Annotated in this window: 11 protein-coding genes; 6 read left to right on the top strand and 5 right to left on the bottom strand. The window is 67.3% G+C overall.

Going from position 1 to position 12,725, the window contains the following annotated elements; genetic code table 11:
• The first annotated feature begins 14 nt into the window (after positions 1-14).
• From WFK61_RS11695 to WFK61_RS11675, 5 genes are all read left to right on the top strand, one after another.
• Positions 15-815 (top strand): ATP-binding cassette domain-containing protein, encoded by an 801-nt coding sequence (locus WFK61_RS11695; protein WP_336811906.1) that lies wholly within the window; start codon positions 15-17, stop codon positions 813-815.
• 22 nt (positions 816-837) lie between these two features.
• Positions 838-2,592: an ABC transporter ATP-binding protein gene (locus WFK61_RS11690; protein WP_336811784.1), complete on the top strand. Its 1,755-nt coding sequence runs from the start codon at positions 838-840 to the stop codon at positions 2,590-2,592.
• Between the two features lie 194 nt (positions 2,593-2,786).
• The gene (locus tag WFK61_RS11685; RefSeq protein ID WP_336811782.1) at positions 2,787-4,334 is read left to right on the top strand and encodes an ankyrin repeat domain-containing protein; all 1,548 of its coding nucleotides are present in this window, start codon (positions 2,787-2,789) and stop codon (positions 4,332-4,334) included.
• A 157-nt stretch (positions 4,335-4,491) separates the two neighbouring features.
• Positions 4,492-5,424 (top strand): acetamidase/formamidase family protein, encoded by a 933-nt coding sequence (locus WFK61_RS11680; protein WP_336811781.1) that lies wholly within the window; start codon positions 4,492-4,494, stop codon positions 5,422-5,424.
• A 44-nt stretch (positions 5,425-5,468) separates the two neighbouring features.
• On the top strand, positions 5,469-6,740 hold the full coding sequence (locus WFK61_RS11675; protein ID WP_336811780.1) for a M20/M25/M40 family metallo-hydrolase: 1,272 nt from the start codon (positions 5,469-5,471) through the stop codon (positions 6,738-6,740).
• Between the two features lie 137 nt (positions 6,741-6,877).
• On the opposite strand, the gene WFK61_RS11670 is transcribed toward WFK61_RS11675, so the two are convergent.
• The 5 genes from WFK61_RS11670 to WFK61_RS11650 all read right to left on the bottom strand — a co-directional run bounded on the left by WFK61_RS11670 (position 6,878) and on the right by WFK61_RS11650 (position 12,082).
• Positions 6,878-7,930, bottom strand: a complete 1,053-nt coding sequence (locus WFK61_RS11670; protein ID WP_336811778.1) for an aldo/keto reductase — start codon at positions 7,928-7,930, stop codon at positions 6,878-6,880.
• Between the two features lie 71 nt (positions 7,931-8,001).
• Complete coding sequence (locus WFK61_RS11665) at positions 8,002-8,817, bottom strand: ABC transporter permease (protein ID WP_293808591.1); 816 nt, start codon at positions 8,815-8,817, stop codon at positions 8,002-8,004.
• Positions 8,814-9,644: an ABC transporter permease gene (locus WFK61_RS11660; protein ID WP_442896293.1), complete on the bottom strand. Its 831-nt coding sequence runs from the start codon at positions 9,642-9,644 to the stop codon at positions 8,814-8,816. The genes WFK61_RS11665 and WFK61_RS11660 overlap by 4 nt, the downstream gene beginning before the upstream one ends.
• 176 nt (positions 9,645-9,820) lie before the next feature.
• Positions 9,821-10,951 carry an ABC transporter substrate-binding protein gene (locus WFK61_RS11655; RefSeq protein WP_336811773.1) on the bottom strand — a complete coding sequence of 377 codons (1,131 nt, stop codon included), beginning with the start codon at positions 10,949-10,951 and terminating at the stop codon, positions 9,821-9,823.
• Positions 10,952-10,966: 15 nt separating this feature from the next.
• On the bottom strand, positions 10,967-12,082 hold the full coding sequence (locus WFK61_RS11650) for an ABC transporter ATP-binding protein (protein ID WP_336811771.1): 1,116 nt from the start codon (positions 12,080-12,082) through the stop codon (positions 10,967-10,969).
• 123 nt (positions 12,083-12,205) lie between these two features.
• On the opposite strand from WFK61_RS11650, the gene WFK61_RS11645 reads away from it, so the two are divergent.
• Positions 12,206-12,721 (top strand): haloacid dehalogenase, encoded by a 516-nt coding sequence (locus tag WFK61_RS11645; RefSeq protein ID WP_336811769.1) that lies wholly within the window; start codon positions 12,206-12,208, stop codon positions 12,719-12,721.
• Positions 12,722-12,725: the final 4 nt, after the last annotated feature.

Raw genomic sequence — 12,725 nt, 5'->3', positions numbered from 1 at the left:
AGAGGGCCCTTTCCATGGCGGCTGGCAGCGCCTTGAACGACGGCAGCCTGTTCGATCTCGACGGCGTGTCCTTTTCCGTGCCCGGCCGCGTGCTGCTGGAGCCGCTGACGCTGTCGCTGCCGACGCGACAGGTCGTCGGCCTGATCGGCCATAACGGCTCGGGCAAGTCGACGCTGCTCAAGCTCCTCGCCCGCCAGCAGGCGCCGACAGCCGGCACGGTCCGTTTCGAAGGCACGGCGCTCGACGACTGGAGCAGCCGCGGCTTCGCCCGCAAGGTCGCCTATCTGCCGCAGCAGACGCCGGCCTCCTCCGGCATGCTGGTCAAGGAACTCGTCGCACTCGGCCGCTATCCCTGGCATGGCGCGCTCGGCCGCTTCGGCGCCAGGGACCGCGAGAAGGTGGCCGAAGCCATGGCGCTGACCGGTGTCGAGGCCTTCGCCGACCGGCTGGTCGACACGCTCTCGGGCGGCGAGCGCCAGCGCGTCTGGATCGCGATGCTGATCGCGCAGGATGCCGAATGCCTGCTGCTGGACGAGCCGACCTCGGCGCTCGACATCGCCCACCAGATCGAGGTGCTCTCCCTCGTGCACGAGCTTTCCGCGAAAAAGGGCCTCGGTGTCATCGTCGTGCTGCACGACGTGAATATGGCAGCGCGGTTCTGCGACGAGATCATCGCGCTGCATTCCGGCAAGCTGATCGTCAGGGGAACGCCGGACGAGGTGATGACGTCGCAGCAGCTTGCCCGTATCTACGGCGTCGAGATGAGCGTCATCGCCCATCCGCAGACGCAGCGCCCGATCGCCCTCCCAGCCTGAGAGCGATCCCGCGGAGACCGACATGGACCTGATCAAGCGGTTCGCCGCCTATTACCGGCCGCATCGCGGCCTCTTCCTGCTGGATTTCTGCAGCGCGGTCGCGGCCGGCCTGCTCGAACTCGCCTTCCCGGTCGCGGTGACCCTGTTCATCGACCGCTTGCTGCCGACGGGTGAACTCGGGATGATCGGGCTTGCCGCAGCCGGTCTCTTCGTCGCCTATCTGATCAGCGCGGGCCTGCAGGTCATCGTGACCTATTGGGGACATATGCTCGGCATCGGCATCGAGACCGAGATGCGCGCCAAGGCCTTCGACCATCTCCAGAAGCTCTCCTTCGGCTTCTTCGACAACCAGAAGACCGGCCATCTCGTGGCGCGCCTGACCAAGGATCTCGAAGAGATCGGCGAGGTCGCCCATCACGGCCCGGAGGACCTGTTCATCGCGATCATGACGCTGATCGGCGCCTTCATGCTGATGCTGTGGGTCCATCCCCAGCTCGCGATCATCACCGCGCTCGTCGTGCCGCTCACCGCCTTCGTCACCATCCGCTACGGCAGCCGCATGACCACGAACTGGCATGCGCTCTATGGCCGGGTCGGCGATTTCAACGCCCGCATCGAGGAAAATGTCGGCGGCATCCGCGTCGTCCAGGCCTTCGCCAACGAGGACCATGAGCGCCGGCTCTTCGCCGAGAGCAACCGGCATTACCGCGACACCAAGCTCGCCGCCTACAAGCTGATGGCCGCCTCGACCTCGCTGTCCTATCTCTCAATGCGCTTCGTGCAGGTCGTGGTGATGCTGGCCGGCGGCTGGTTCGTCGTGCGCGGCGAATTGTCGGCCGGCGGCTTCGTCGGCTTCCTGCTGCTCGTCGGCGTGTTCTTCCGCCCCGTCGACAAGATCAACGCGGTCATCGAGAGCTATCCGAAGGGCATCGCCGGCTTCCAGCGCTACCTCGCCTTCCTCGCGACGCGGCCCGATGTCGCCGATAGGCCCGGCGCCCGCGAGGTCGAGCGCCTGCGCGGTGACATCGCGTATCGCGACATGCATTTCGGCTACAGCGCGGGACGGCCGATCTTCGACGGGCTGAACCTGGAGATCAGCGCTGGCGAGACGATCGCCTTCGTCGGCCCCTCCGGCGCCGGCAAGACCACGATCTGCTCGCTGCTGCCGCGCTTCTACGAGGTCACGGGCGGAGCGATCACCATCGACGGCATCGACATCCGCGACATGACGCTGAAATCGCTGCGTTCCAATATCGGCATCGTGCAGCAGGACGTGTTCCTGTTCGCCGGCACGATCCGCGACAACATCGCCTATGGCCGCCTCGGCGCCACGGAAGAAGAGATCGTCGAGGCGGCCCGGCAGGCCAGACTCGACACCGTCATCGCAGCCCTGCCCGACGGGCTCGACACGGTGATCGGCGAGCGCGGCGTCAAGCTCTCTGGTGGCCAGAAGCAGCGCCTCGCCATCGCCCGCATCTTCCTGAAGAACCCGCCGATCCTGATCCTCGACGAGGCGACCTCGGCCCTCGATACCGAGACGGAGAAGGCAATCCAGCTCTCGCTGGCGGAACTGTCGCGCGGTCGCACCACGCTCGTCATCGCGCACAGGCTCGCCACCATCGCCAATGCCGACCGCATCGTCGTCGTCGAGAACGGCGACGTCGTCGAGCAGGGCAGCCATGTCCAGCTGCTTGCCCGGCAGGGCGGGCGCTATCGCAGCCTCCACGCCGCGCAGTCCGGCATGCCGGGAGCAGTCTCGGGCAATGCCGTCGCCTAAGCGGGCGGCGGCAGGGAAAGCGCTTCAAAAAGTGGCTTGAGCGCGGAAGCGACAGGCTCTATCCAAGGCGCAGGCGGAACGAGACGCCTCCGGACCCGCGGAAAAGGTCTAACCTGCTCGCTCGACGACTGATTGTGCTGTCTGCCCTCCGTGCAGCCGATTGCGGGTTCTCGGCCTGATGCACAGGAGGATTCATGTCCAGACTTCCCGCATCCCCCGATCTCGACCATCTGCGCAAGCAGGCCAAGCGGCTGCTGCGCGTCTTCCGCTCCGGTGACGGCGAGGCCATCGCCCGCTTCCGCGCCAGCTTGCCGGCTGCGCAGGACCGTCCCGCCACCTTCGTCGCCGCGCAGCCCTATCGGTTGCACGACGCCCAGTCCGTGATCGCCCGCGAACACGGCTTCCGCTCCTGGCTGGAGCTCAAGCGCCATGTCGACTGGTGCCGCAGCTCCGAGGCCGAACGGCGCACGCGCTGGCTTGAACTCGTGTTCTCGGAACGGGCGCGCGAGCGCGCGCTCTCGCGGCGCATGCTGGAGGCGGAACCGGGGCTTGCCCTCGGCGCACCCTGGCTCGCCTGCCTGACCGGCGATACCGGCAGGCTGGAAGCCGCGCTCGACGCCGACGCCGATTTCGCCAACCGGCCAGCCGGGCCCTACACGATGCCGCCGCTCGCCCTCGTCGCGAATTCCCAGTTGATCTGGAAACCGGCCTTCGCGCCCGGCCTCCTCGCAAGCGCGCGGCTGCTCATCAGCCGCGGCGCCGATGTCAACGGCCGCTGGACCGATCCTCGCTATCCCGGCGATCCGCTCTCGGTTCTCTATTGCGCCGCCGGGCGCACTCATCACCCCGGCATGACGCAGCTCCTGCTCGAAGCCGGAGCCGATCCCGACGACAACGAGTCGCTCTATCATGCGATGGAGAGCCCCGACCCGGCCTGCGTGCGCCTGCTGCTCGATGCCGGCGCCAAGGTCGCGGGGACGAACGCGATCGGGCGCGCGCTCGACTATGACCGCATCGACGGCTTGCAGCTGCTGCTCGCGCAGGACTCCGCGAACGAAAAAGGGCATTGGTTGCACCATGCGATCCGGCGCGGCCGCTCGCAGGAGCATATCGCGGCGCTGATCGCGGCAGGCATCGACGACGGCAACGCCGACCGGCGGGGCCGCAGCGCCTACAAGCTCGCCCGTCTTTTCGGCCGGGACGATATCGCGGCATTGTTGACACAGGCCGGGGTCGAGGAGTCGCTGTCGACGGCGGAAGCCTTCGTCGCCGCCTGCAGCCGAGCGGATGAGGTCGCCGCGCGCGCCTTCCTGCTGGGCGATCCCGGCCTGATCGCCGGGCTGGACGAGAGCCTGCTGACGATCATGCCGCAGCTCGCAGCGATCGGCCGGACGCAAGCCGTGCGGACGATGCTCGTGCTCGGCTGGCCGCGCGAGGTCAAGACGGCCTGGCAGGCGACGGCGCTCAACCTCGCCATCTTCGCCGGCGACGCCGTGATGACGCGCCTGCTGCTCGAACACGGAGCCGACTGGCAGACGCGCCATGGCTATGGCGACAATGCGCTGGGCACGCTGTCCTTCGCCTCGCAGGCCGATGATCTCGGCGAGCCGGCGCCGGGCGACCATGCCGGCTGCGCGCGGGCGTTGCTCGACCACGGCGTCCCGCTGGAGCGGTTCAAGCCTTACGGCTTCTCGGACGATGTCCAGGACCTGCTGGATGGGGAGGCAGCGGAAGAGGCATAGCCGCTCCCTCTCGCTTCGACCTGAAAGGGGGTGCCCTGCAGCGGCCGGTCACCGCGCATGCAGGGCGCCCCCTCGCCTGCGAGTGCTTCTCAAGCCGGGAGCTTGCTCCTACGGTCGCGGTCCGACACCGACGCGAACCCGGCTCAGGAAGGCTTCCATGGCGCGCCACAACTTCGTTCCGACCCGCTACTCGAACGTGCTCGCCACCTTGCCGCCGGTGCTGGAGATCGCCAGCGGCGACAGCGTCGTCACCACCACTCTCGATGCGGCGGGCTTTGGCGGCGACGGCGCGCAGCATGCCCCGCGCGGCAACCCGATGACCGGACCTTTCTTCGTCACCGGGGCAGAACCCGGCGACGCGCTGCTCGTCACGATCGAGCGGATGACGCCGAACCGGAAGACCGGTTGGACCTATTCGCCCCTGGCGCCCGGCGTGCTCGACCCTGCCGTCCTGGCCGATCTGCCGAAGCGCGAGCGCCATGAATGGGCTGTTGATGCGCAGGCCGGCACGGTGAAGCTGCTGGAGCCTTCCGCTCGCATCAAGGACTGGAGCTTCCCGCTCGCGCCGATGATGGGCTGCTTCGGCGTCGCGCCCGAGCGCGGCCAGGCGATCTCGACCGCGACCAGCGGCGCCAATGGCGGCAACATGGACTACCGGCTGTTCGGGCCGGGCGCGACGATCGCCTTCCCGGTCTTCGTCGACGGCGCGCTGTTCTTCCTCGGCGACGGCCATGCCTGCCAGGGTGATGGCGAGATCGCCGGCACCGGCGTCGAGACCTCGTTCGAGGTCGAATTCTCGGTGAAGCTCCTCAAGAAACAGAACCTGCGCTGGCCGCGCTGCGAGACCGAGACCGACCTTTTGGTCATCGCCAGCGGGCGCCCGCTCGACCAGCCCCTGCAATTCGCCACGACGGAACTGCTGCGCTGGGTCGGCGAAGACCTCGGCGTCGACCCGGTCGAGGCGAGTCACCTGCTTGGGCAGGCGGTGCGCTACGACATCGCCAATGTCTTCAACCCCGCCTATTGCGTCGCCGCGCGGCTGGAAAAGACAGAGCTCACGCGCGCCATGTCGTTCCGCACCCGCGGCTGAGCGCCTTTCATCATCCTTCGAAACGCCGACCAAGAAGACTGACCATGTCCACGGATAAAGCCGCCCTGAAAGCCGAACTGCTTCAGGCGATCGATCAGCGCCGCGACGAGATCGTCGAGCTGCTGAGGCGCTTCCTGCGCATCAAGAGCGTCAACCCGCCGGGCGATACGCGGGAGGCTGCGGCTTTCGTGCGCGAATTGCTCGACGCTGCCGGCGTCTCGCATCGCACCGAGGCTTTCGTGCCGGAGATGCCGAACATCATCAGCCGCTGGGAGGCCGGCAAGCCCGGCCGCCATCTCATGCTCAACGGCCATATGGACATCTTCCCGGTCACCAACGAGAAGCTCTGGGAAGCCGAGATCGTCGACGGCAAGATCATGGGCCGCGGCGCTTCCGACATGAAGACCGGGACGCTCGCCTCGATCCTGGCCTTCTGCCAGCTCTACCCTCACCGCGAGAAGCTCAACGGCGCGCTGTCGCTGACCGTGGTCTCCGACGAGCAATCGGGCGGGCGCTATGGCACGAAGTTCCTGTTCGACGAGTTCGGCGCCGAGATGGAGGCCGATTGCTGCCTGAACGGCGAGCCGAGCGGCCTCGCCAATCTGCGCTTCACCGAGAAGGGCACGCTGCGCTTCTCGCTCTCGGCCAAGAGCATCGGCGGCCATGGTGGCTACGCCCATCGGGCACGCAACCCGATCGCGGATGTGAGCCGGCTCGTGACCGCGATCTATGACCGCTACCATCTCAAGCTCGCCGCGCTGCCGCCCGAGATCGACGCCGTGCTGACCTCGCCGGAGACGATCGCGGCCGCCGATCTCAACCTCGGCAAGGGCGCCGGCGATGTCGCAAGGCGCATCACCGTCAATGTCGGCATCCTGCAGGGCGGGCAGAAGGCGACGCAGATCCCGACGCATTGCATCGCCCATTTGGACATGCGCATCCCGATCGGCTCCGACCGCGACGCGATCCGCGCCGATCTCGAGGCACTGGCCCGCGACGCCGATTGCGAGATGGTGGTCAACGAGGACCACAGCTATCCGGCGAGCTTGACCGACCCGTTCAGCGAGATGGCCAACATCCTGCGCGGCAATATCCGCGAGCTGCTCGGCCATGATGCGCCGCCGGTGTCGAGCCTCGGCGGCACCGATACCCGCTACTGGCGCTGGCGCGGCGTTCCCGCGCTGATCTGCGGGCCTTCGCCGATCAGCATGGGCACCGACGAGGAACACGTCACCATCGACGAGGCGATCGCGGTGATGAAGCTGCATGTCGCCTGCGCGGTCGATTACCTCGGCTCGACGGGAGCGCCCAACTAAGCCGCTGTCATCCCGGACAAGCCGCATAGCGGCGCCGCTCCGGGATCCATCGAAGGGCTCGGCGCTCTACGATGGATCCCGGGGCAAGCCCGGGATGACGGCGCTCATAGGGCGCGCTTCAACCACTCCGGCGGCGTTCAAGCCTCCGGGACCGGCGCCGCTTCGGCGAGCAGGCCCTCGGCCTTCAGATCACGCCAGAGCGCGGCCGGGACCGGCCGCGCGACGAGGTCGAGATTGCGCGCGACCTCCTGTGGCGTGACCGCGCCGAGCACGATCGTCGCCACAGCCGGATGGGCCGCGCAGAAGGCAAGCGCGGCTTGCGGCAGGGCGACGCCATGGCTGGCGCAGACCGCCTCGATCCGGGCGACGCGGGCCAGCACCTCAGGCGGCGCCGGCTTGTAGTTGTAGAAGGCGCCGGGTTTAGCTCCCGTCGCGAGGATGCCGGAATTGAAGACGCCGGCCAGCATCACCGCGATCTTCTTCTCCAGCGCCAGCGGCAGGAATTCCGTTAGCGCGCCCTGCTCCAGCAGCGAGTAGCGGCCGGCCAGCATCATCACGTCGAAATCGCCCGCGCGGGCGAAGCGCACGCACATCTCGGCTTCGTTGACGCCGACGCCGACCGCCTTGACCGCGCCTGACGCGCGCAGCTTCTCCAGCGCGCGATAGGCACCGTCCATCGCCTCGGCGAAGCGCTGCTCCATCCGCTCGCCATGGGTCCAGACATCGACATCGTGGATCAGCAGGATGTCGATATGGTCGGTACCGAGCCGGAGCAGCGATTGCTCGAAGGAGCGCATCGCGCCGTCATAGGAATAGTCGATCACCGCCGGGTGCGGCAGGCCGCCGGCATAGCCCGAGCCGTCGCCTTTCGGCGCGCCGGCCTGCATCCAGCGGCCGACTTTCGTGGAGATGATGACGCTGTCGCGCGGCACGCTGCGCAAGGCGGCGCCGATGCGGTGCTCGGAGAGGCCGTGGCCGTAAAGCGGCGAGGTGTCGACGAGGTTGATGTCGGCCGCAAGCGCGGTGCGAACCGTGTCCTGCGCCGTGACCTCGTCGAGATGCCCGTAGAGATCGCCGAGCGGCGCGCCGCCGAAGCCGATCAGGCTGGGGACAAGCCCCGCGAAGGAGCGGCCACGCGGAACGGAACCCGGATTCGTCCCGGATCGGGAGAGTTCAGCAGTGTTCGTCATCGCGGGTCCGCAAGGCAGGAGGGAGCGGCAGAGTTGCGGATCGCCCGAGGGCGCGCAAGCCCGCCCTCGCCTCAGGCCCCGACCTTGGCGAGCACATCGGCCCGCAGGAAGCGCTCGATGAACAGCATGAACAGCACCGAAGGCACGAGCAGGATCAGCGCCGTGATCGAGGCGACCTGATAGTTGCCGCCCATCGCCGCGTTGTAGAGCAGGAGCGGCAGCGTCGTGACCTGCGGCACGCCGACGAAGAAGGTGCCGGTGAACTCGTCGAGCGATTCCAGGAAGACGAAGATGCCGCTGGCGATGATGCCGGGCGCCGCCAAAGGCAGCGTCACCGAGAAGAAGGTCTTGAGCGGCGAGGCCCCGATATTGCGCGCGGCGAGTTCGAGGTCCTTGTCGACAGCGGCGAAGGCCGCGGCCGCGATCCATACGGAATAGACGAGGCCGTGCGCGGCATGGACGAGCACGACCGCGAAGACCGTGCCGTTGATGCCGATATTGTAGAAGACGCGGGCGACGTTGATATAGATCGCGACCGAGGGGAAGGCCTGCGGCAGCAGGAAGAGCACCATGAAGAACGCACGCGCCGGCAGTTTGAGCCGCGCCAGCGCGTAGCCGGCCGGTATCGAGAGCGCGAGCGCGACGAGCACCGTCAGCACCGCGATCCAGACCGAAGTCGCGAGCGAGGCCATGGCGTCGCCGGTCGGGCGGAAGACCTGCTCCCAGTAGCGCGTGCCGTAGACGACCGGCAGCTTGTAGGGCGTGTACCAGCGCTCGGCGACGGACCAGAGCGCGAGATTGACCAAGGGGCCGATCAGGAAGAAGGCGAAGGCCGCGAGCGCGAAGGCCGCCAGGACCATGCGCAGGCCGGAGACGGCCCGGATCATGGCGTGCCCTCCTTGGCCATGCCGCGCTTGAGGTAGATGATCGCAGCACCAGCCGAGATCAGATAGGTGATCACGCCGAGCGCATTGGCCGTGGCGTAGTCGCCATAGGCGTTGATGCGGAAGGCCATGTCGACGGTCAGCATGGTCGGCTGCGAGCCCGCCACCATCATCGGCACCGAGAGCACCGAGAGCATCGTCACGAAGGAGAGGACGAGGGCGACGAGGAGCTGCGGCATCACCTGCGGCAAAGCGAGCTCGACGAGAACGCGCATGCGCGAGGCGCCGAGATTGCGGCCGGCCTCCAGCGTGGCGCGGTCAAGCGCTGCGAGCGCGCCGGCGAGCAGCAGCGCGACGAAAGGCGTCTGCTTCCAGACGAAGGTCGCGATGATGCCGCGCCAGTCGAGGAAGCTCACCGCCTGCAACGGTTCCATCAGCCCAAGCGAGACGAAGGTATTGTTCATCAGGCCGTTCTTGGCGAGGAAGGTGCGCATGCACTGCGCCGCGACGATGAAGGGGATGAAGAGCGGCCAGCGATAGAGCGCCTTCAGCGTGCCGACGATGTAGCGGTTCTCGCCGAGCGTCAGCGTGCCGGCGATGATGATCGCGGCGAGCCCGGTGAAGAAGCAGGAGGCGAGCACGATGACGACGGTGAAGACGACGTCGCCGGAATAGAGCTCCCAGGCCTTGCCGAAGGCCTGCAGCGAGAAGCCTCCTTCAGGCCCGGTGAAGGCCGAGATCAGCGAGAAGCAGAGCGGATAGAGGAACAGCGCCGCGACGAGCGCGAGGCCGGGCGCGATCAGCAGCAGGGCGAGCTGGCGTTGGGACAGGGACATTCTGCGCGACCGCTCCTGAAGCTCTGCGCCGTCATCCCGGACAAGCCGCGAAAGCGGCGCCGATCCGGGATCCATCGAGGGGCTGCGGAGCCCCAGGATGGATCCCGGATCTCCGCTTCGCTACGTCCGGGATGACGTCGAGGCTCCGACGCCATCCCGAAAGGCGAACCTCAGTTCGCGACCTTCTTCTCGTAGCCCTCGAGGATGTCGTTGAAGTAGGGCGCGATCGGGAAGGGCTTGCCGTTCTTGGCGAGCTCGGCCGGCGTGACGTCGGTGAAGAGCTTGTCCCAGGCGGCCTTGTCGAGCTTGCCTTCGAGGTTCTTGGCGTCGATGCCCGGATACCAGTTGAACTTCTTGACGATGCCGTCGGCCTGGACCTGCGGCGAGGTCGCGAGCGCGATGAAGGCCTCGGCCAGCTTTTTCTGGGCCGATTTCTCCGGCACGGCGTAGTACATCGGCTGGCCGGGCATGCCGGGCGAGACGAGCTTCAGCTTCATGTTCGGGGGCAGCTTGCCGTCGGCCTGCCAGGAATAGAACATGTCGACCCAGACCGGGCCGATGGCGATCTCGCCGCGGTTCAGCATGTCGAGCGTGCCGGCATTGCCGGGGGTGATCACGGCGTTCTTGTTGAACTCCTTCAGGTCGGCGAAGGCCTTGTCCCAGCCGGCCTTGGTGGCGGCATCATAGGGGCCCTTGATCAGCTTGTCGGAGTCGCCGCCGAAGGCATAGACCCAGCCGGCGACGAAGGAGACGCCGGACATGCCGCCCTTGATGCCGTTATAGCCGAACTGCTTGGGGTTCTTCTTGGCCCAGTCGGCCAGCTCGGCGAAGGTCGCCGGCGGCGCCTTGACCATGTCGGCATTGTAGGCGAGCGCGGTCTGCGACTGGAACATCGGGATGACGAAGCCGCCGACATCGGTGCCGAGCGCGTTCTTGGCGGCGTCGCCGGTGGCGAGCTTGGCCGTCTCGACATTGCCCGTGTACTTGTTGAGCAGGCCTTCCTTGACCATCTGGCCGGCGGCCTTCTGGTGGATGACGACCACGTCGAAATCGGTGGTGGCAGCGCCCTTCTGGGCATCGAGCTTCTCGTAGATCTTCTGCGAGCCGGAATCGCCCGGGCCGGTGCCGACCGAGACGACCTTCACGCCCGGATTGGCCTTCTCGAACATCGGCCCGAGATAGTCCTTGACGTAGTCGACCATGTTCTGGTCGCCGGCGGAGGCGACGTTGAGGGTCTGCGCGGATAGCGGCGATGCCACGATCAGCGCGGCAAGCGAGCAGGCAAGCGTGATAATGCGCATGTGTCTGACTCCCTGTCAGGCGGCAATCCCGGCCTCGGTCGCCGGGAAGATGTGAAGGCGCTGCAGCGGAATGCGCAGCCCGACCTTCGTTCCGAGTTCGTGACGGGCGACATCGTCGACCGTGATCTGGCGGCCGGCGGCTTCAACCTTGTAGCGGTAGATGCCACCGGGATAGGCGCGCGCGGCGATGGTGCCGGGGACGACGAGATCGCCATCGCCAGCCGCCGCGTCATGCGCGTCGAGGCTCGCGACATCGTCGCGGAAATAGGCGAGCGCCTCGCCGGGAGGCAGGGCCGCGGTCGCAGCGCCTGCGAGCGTGGCGCGGGCCGCGCCGGCGACGACGAGCGCCTGCCCCTCGCCCTTGGCGATATTGAGCGGCAGCACGTTCTCCGCGCCCATGAAATTGGCGACGAAGGCACTGGCCGGGCGGTCATAGACCTCCTCGGGCGTGCCGACCTGCGCGACCCGTCCGGCCTGCATGATGACCAGCCGGTCGGCCATGGTCATCGCCTCCTCGCGATCATGCGTGACGTGGACGGCGGTGAGGCCGAGGCGCTGCTGGATGGCGCGGATCTCGTGGCGCATCACCATGCGGATCTTGGCGTCGAGATTGGAGAGCGGCTCGTCGAGCAAAAGGATGCCGGGATCGATGGCGAGCGCCCGGCCGAGCGCGACGCGCTGGCGCTGGCCGCCGGAAAGCGCGGTCACCTTGCGGTCCTCGTAGCCGGAGAGGCCGAGGAAGCTCAGCATCTCGCCGACCTTGGCCGCGATCTCGGCCTTGGACTTGCCGCGCAGCTTGAGGCCGTAGCCGATATTCTGGAGCACGGTCATATGCGGCCAGAGCGCATAGGACTGGAAGACCATCGCCATGCCGCGCTTTTCCGGCGGCAGGCCGGCGACGTCGCGGCCGCCGACGACGATCGAGCCATCCTCGACCGGGACGAAGCCCGAAAGCGAGCGCAGCAGCGTGGTCTTGCCGCAACCGGAGGAGCCGAGAAGCGCGGTGAAGCTACCGGGGGTGAAGTCCAGATCGATGCCATGCAGCACGCGCGTGCCGCCATAGGCGACCTTGAGCCCGCGCACGCCGATGGCCGCGCCGCTACCCGCTCTCGCTTGCGTTTCCGGCTGCAAGGCGCCTACTCCCCCGGTTCTGCTCTTATCGCCTGACAATGGAATATTTCTTCCACAATCGGCTCAGTTGAAATAAACGTTACGCACGGGGCGCAGTCTATGCAAGAGCTTTGTGAAAGGCAGATGACAGTGCGGATTCATTCTCTCTGGCTGATGCCGGCGCCTTCCGACGAAGCCCTGCTGACCGGCTTTGTCAGTGACCTGTCCGGCCGTTTCGGCACGCCGTTCTTCGCCCCGCATCTGACATTGCAGGGCGACACCGAGACGACGCCTGCCGCACTGGAGCGTGCGATCACGGCAGCGGCCGGGGCGGTCGAGGCTTTCACGGAGCCCGTCTCCGTCGTCGAGGGAAGCGATGCCTATTTCCGCTCGTTCTACGCCCGCTTCGCCGTCTCACCGGCCTTGGCGAAGCTGAAGCAGGTGCTCGATCCCGAGGGTCTGGCCAGCTTCATGCCGCATGTCTCGCTGCTCTACGGGCAGGTCGAGGCCACAGCGAAGGCCGCAGCCATCGCCGAGATCGATGCCCGCCTCGCCGGCCGCCCGATCCGCTTCGACCGGATCGGCATCGTGACCTCCGGCCAGGATGTGCCGATCGCGGACTGGCGCGTCGTCACGAGCGTCGCCCTGCGTTCGGCCTGAGGCT

It is taken from the genome of Allobosea sp. MMO-172 (genome assembly GCF_037147855.1).
GTDB lineage: Bacteria > Pseudomonadota > Alphaproteobacteria > Rhizobiales > Beijerinckiaceae > Allobosea.
Note: the sequence above shows the minus strand (reverse complement) of the source record. Positions and strands in the feature narration are given on the sequence as shown.

Excerpts from the sequence above, each read along its gene's own strand:
- WFK61_RS11695 (WP_336811906.1), top strand. The coding sequence starts at position 15 with ATGGCGGCTGGCAGCGCCTTGAACGACGGCAGCCTGTTCGATCTCGAC.
- WFK61_RS11690 (WP_336811784.1), top strand. The coding sequence starts at position 838 with ATGGACCTGATCAAGCGGTTCGCCGCCTATTACCGGCCGCATCGCGGC.
- WFK61_RS11685 (WP_336811782.1), top strand. The coding sequence starts at position 2,787 with ATGTCCAGACTTCCCGCATCCCCCGATCTCGACCATCTGCGCAAGCAG.
- WFK61_RS11680 (WP_336811781.1), top strand. The coding sequence starts at position 4,492 with ATGGCGCGCCACAACTTCGTTCCGACCCGCTACTCGAACGTGCTCGCC.
- WFK61_RS11675 (WP_336811780.1), top strand. The coding sequence starts at position 5,469 with ATGTCCACGGATAAAGCCGCCCTGAAAGCCGAACTGCTTCAGGCGATC.
- WFK61_RS11670 (WP_336811778.1), bottom strand. The coding sequence starts at position 7,930 with ATGACGAACACTGCTGAACTCTCCCGATCCGGGACGAATCCGGGTTCC.
- WFK61_RS11665 (WP_293808591.1), bottom strand. The coding sequence starts at position 8,817 with ATGATCCGGGCCGTCTCCGGCCTGCGCATGGTCCTGGCGGCCTTCGCG.
- WFK61_RS11655 (WP_336811773.1), bottom strand. The coding sequence starts at position 10,951 with ATGCGCATTATCACGCTTGCCTGCTCGCTTGCCGCGCTGATCGTGGCA.
- WFK61_RS11645 (WP_336811769.1), top strand. The coding sequence starts at position 12,206 with ATGACAGTGCGGATTCATTCTCTCTGGCTGATGCCGGCGCCTTCCGAC.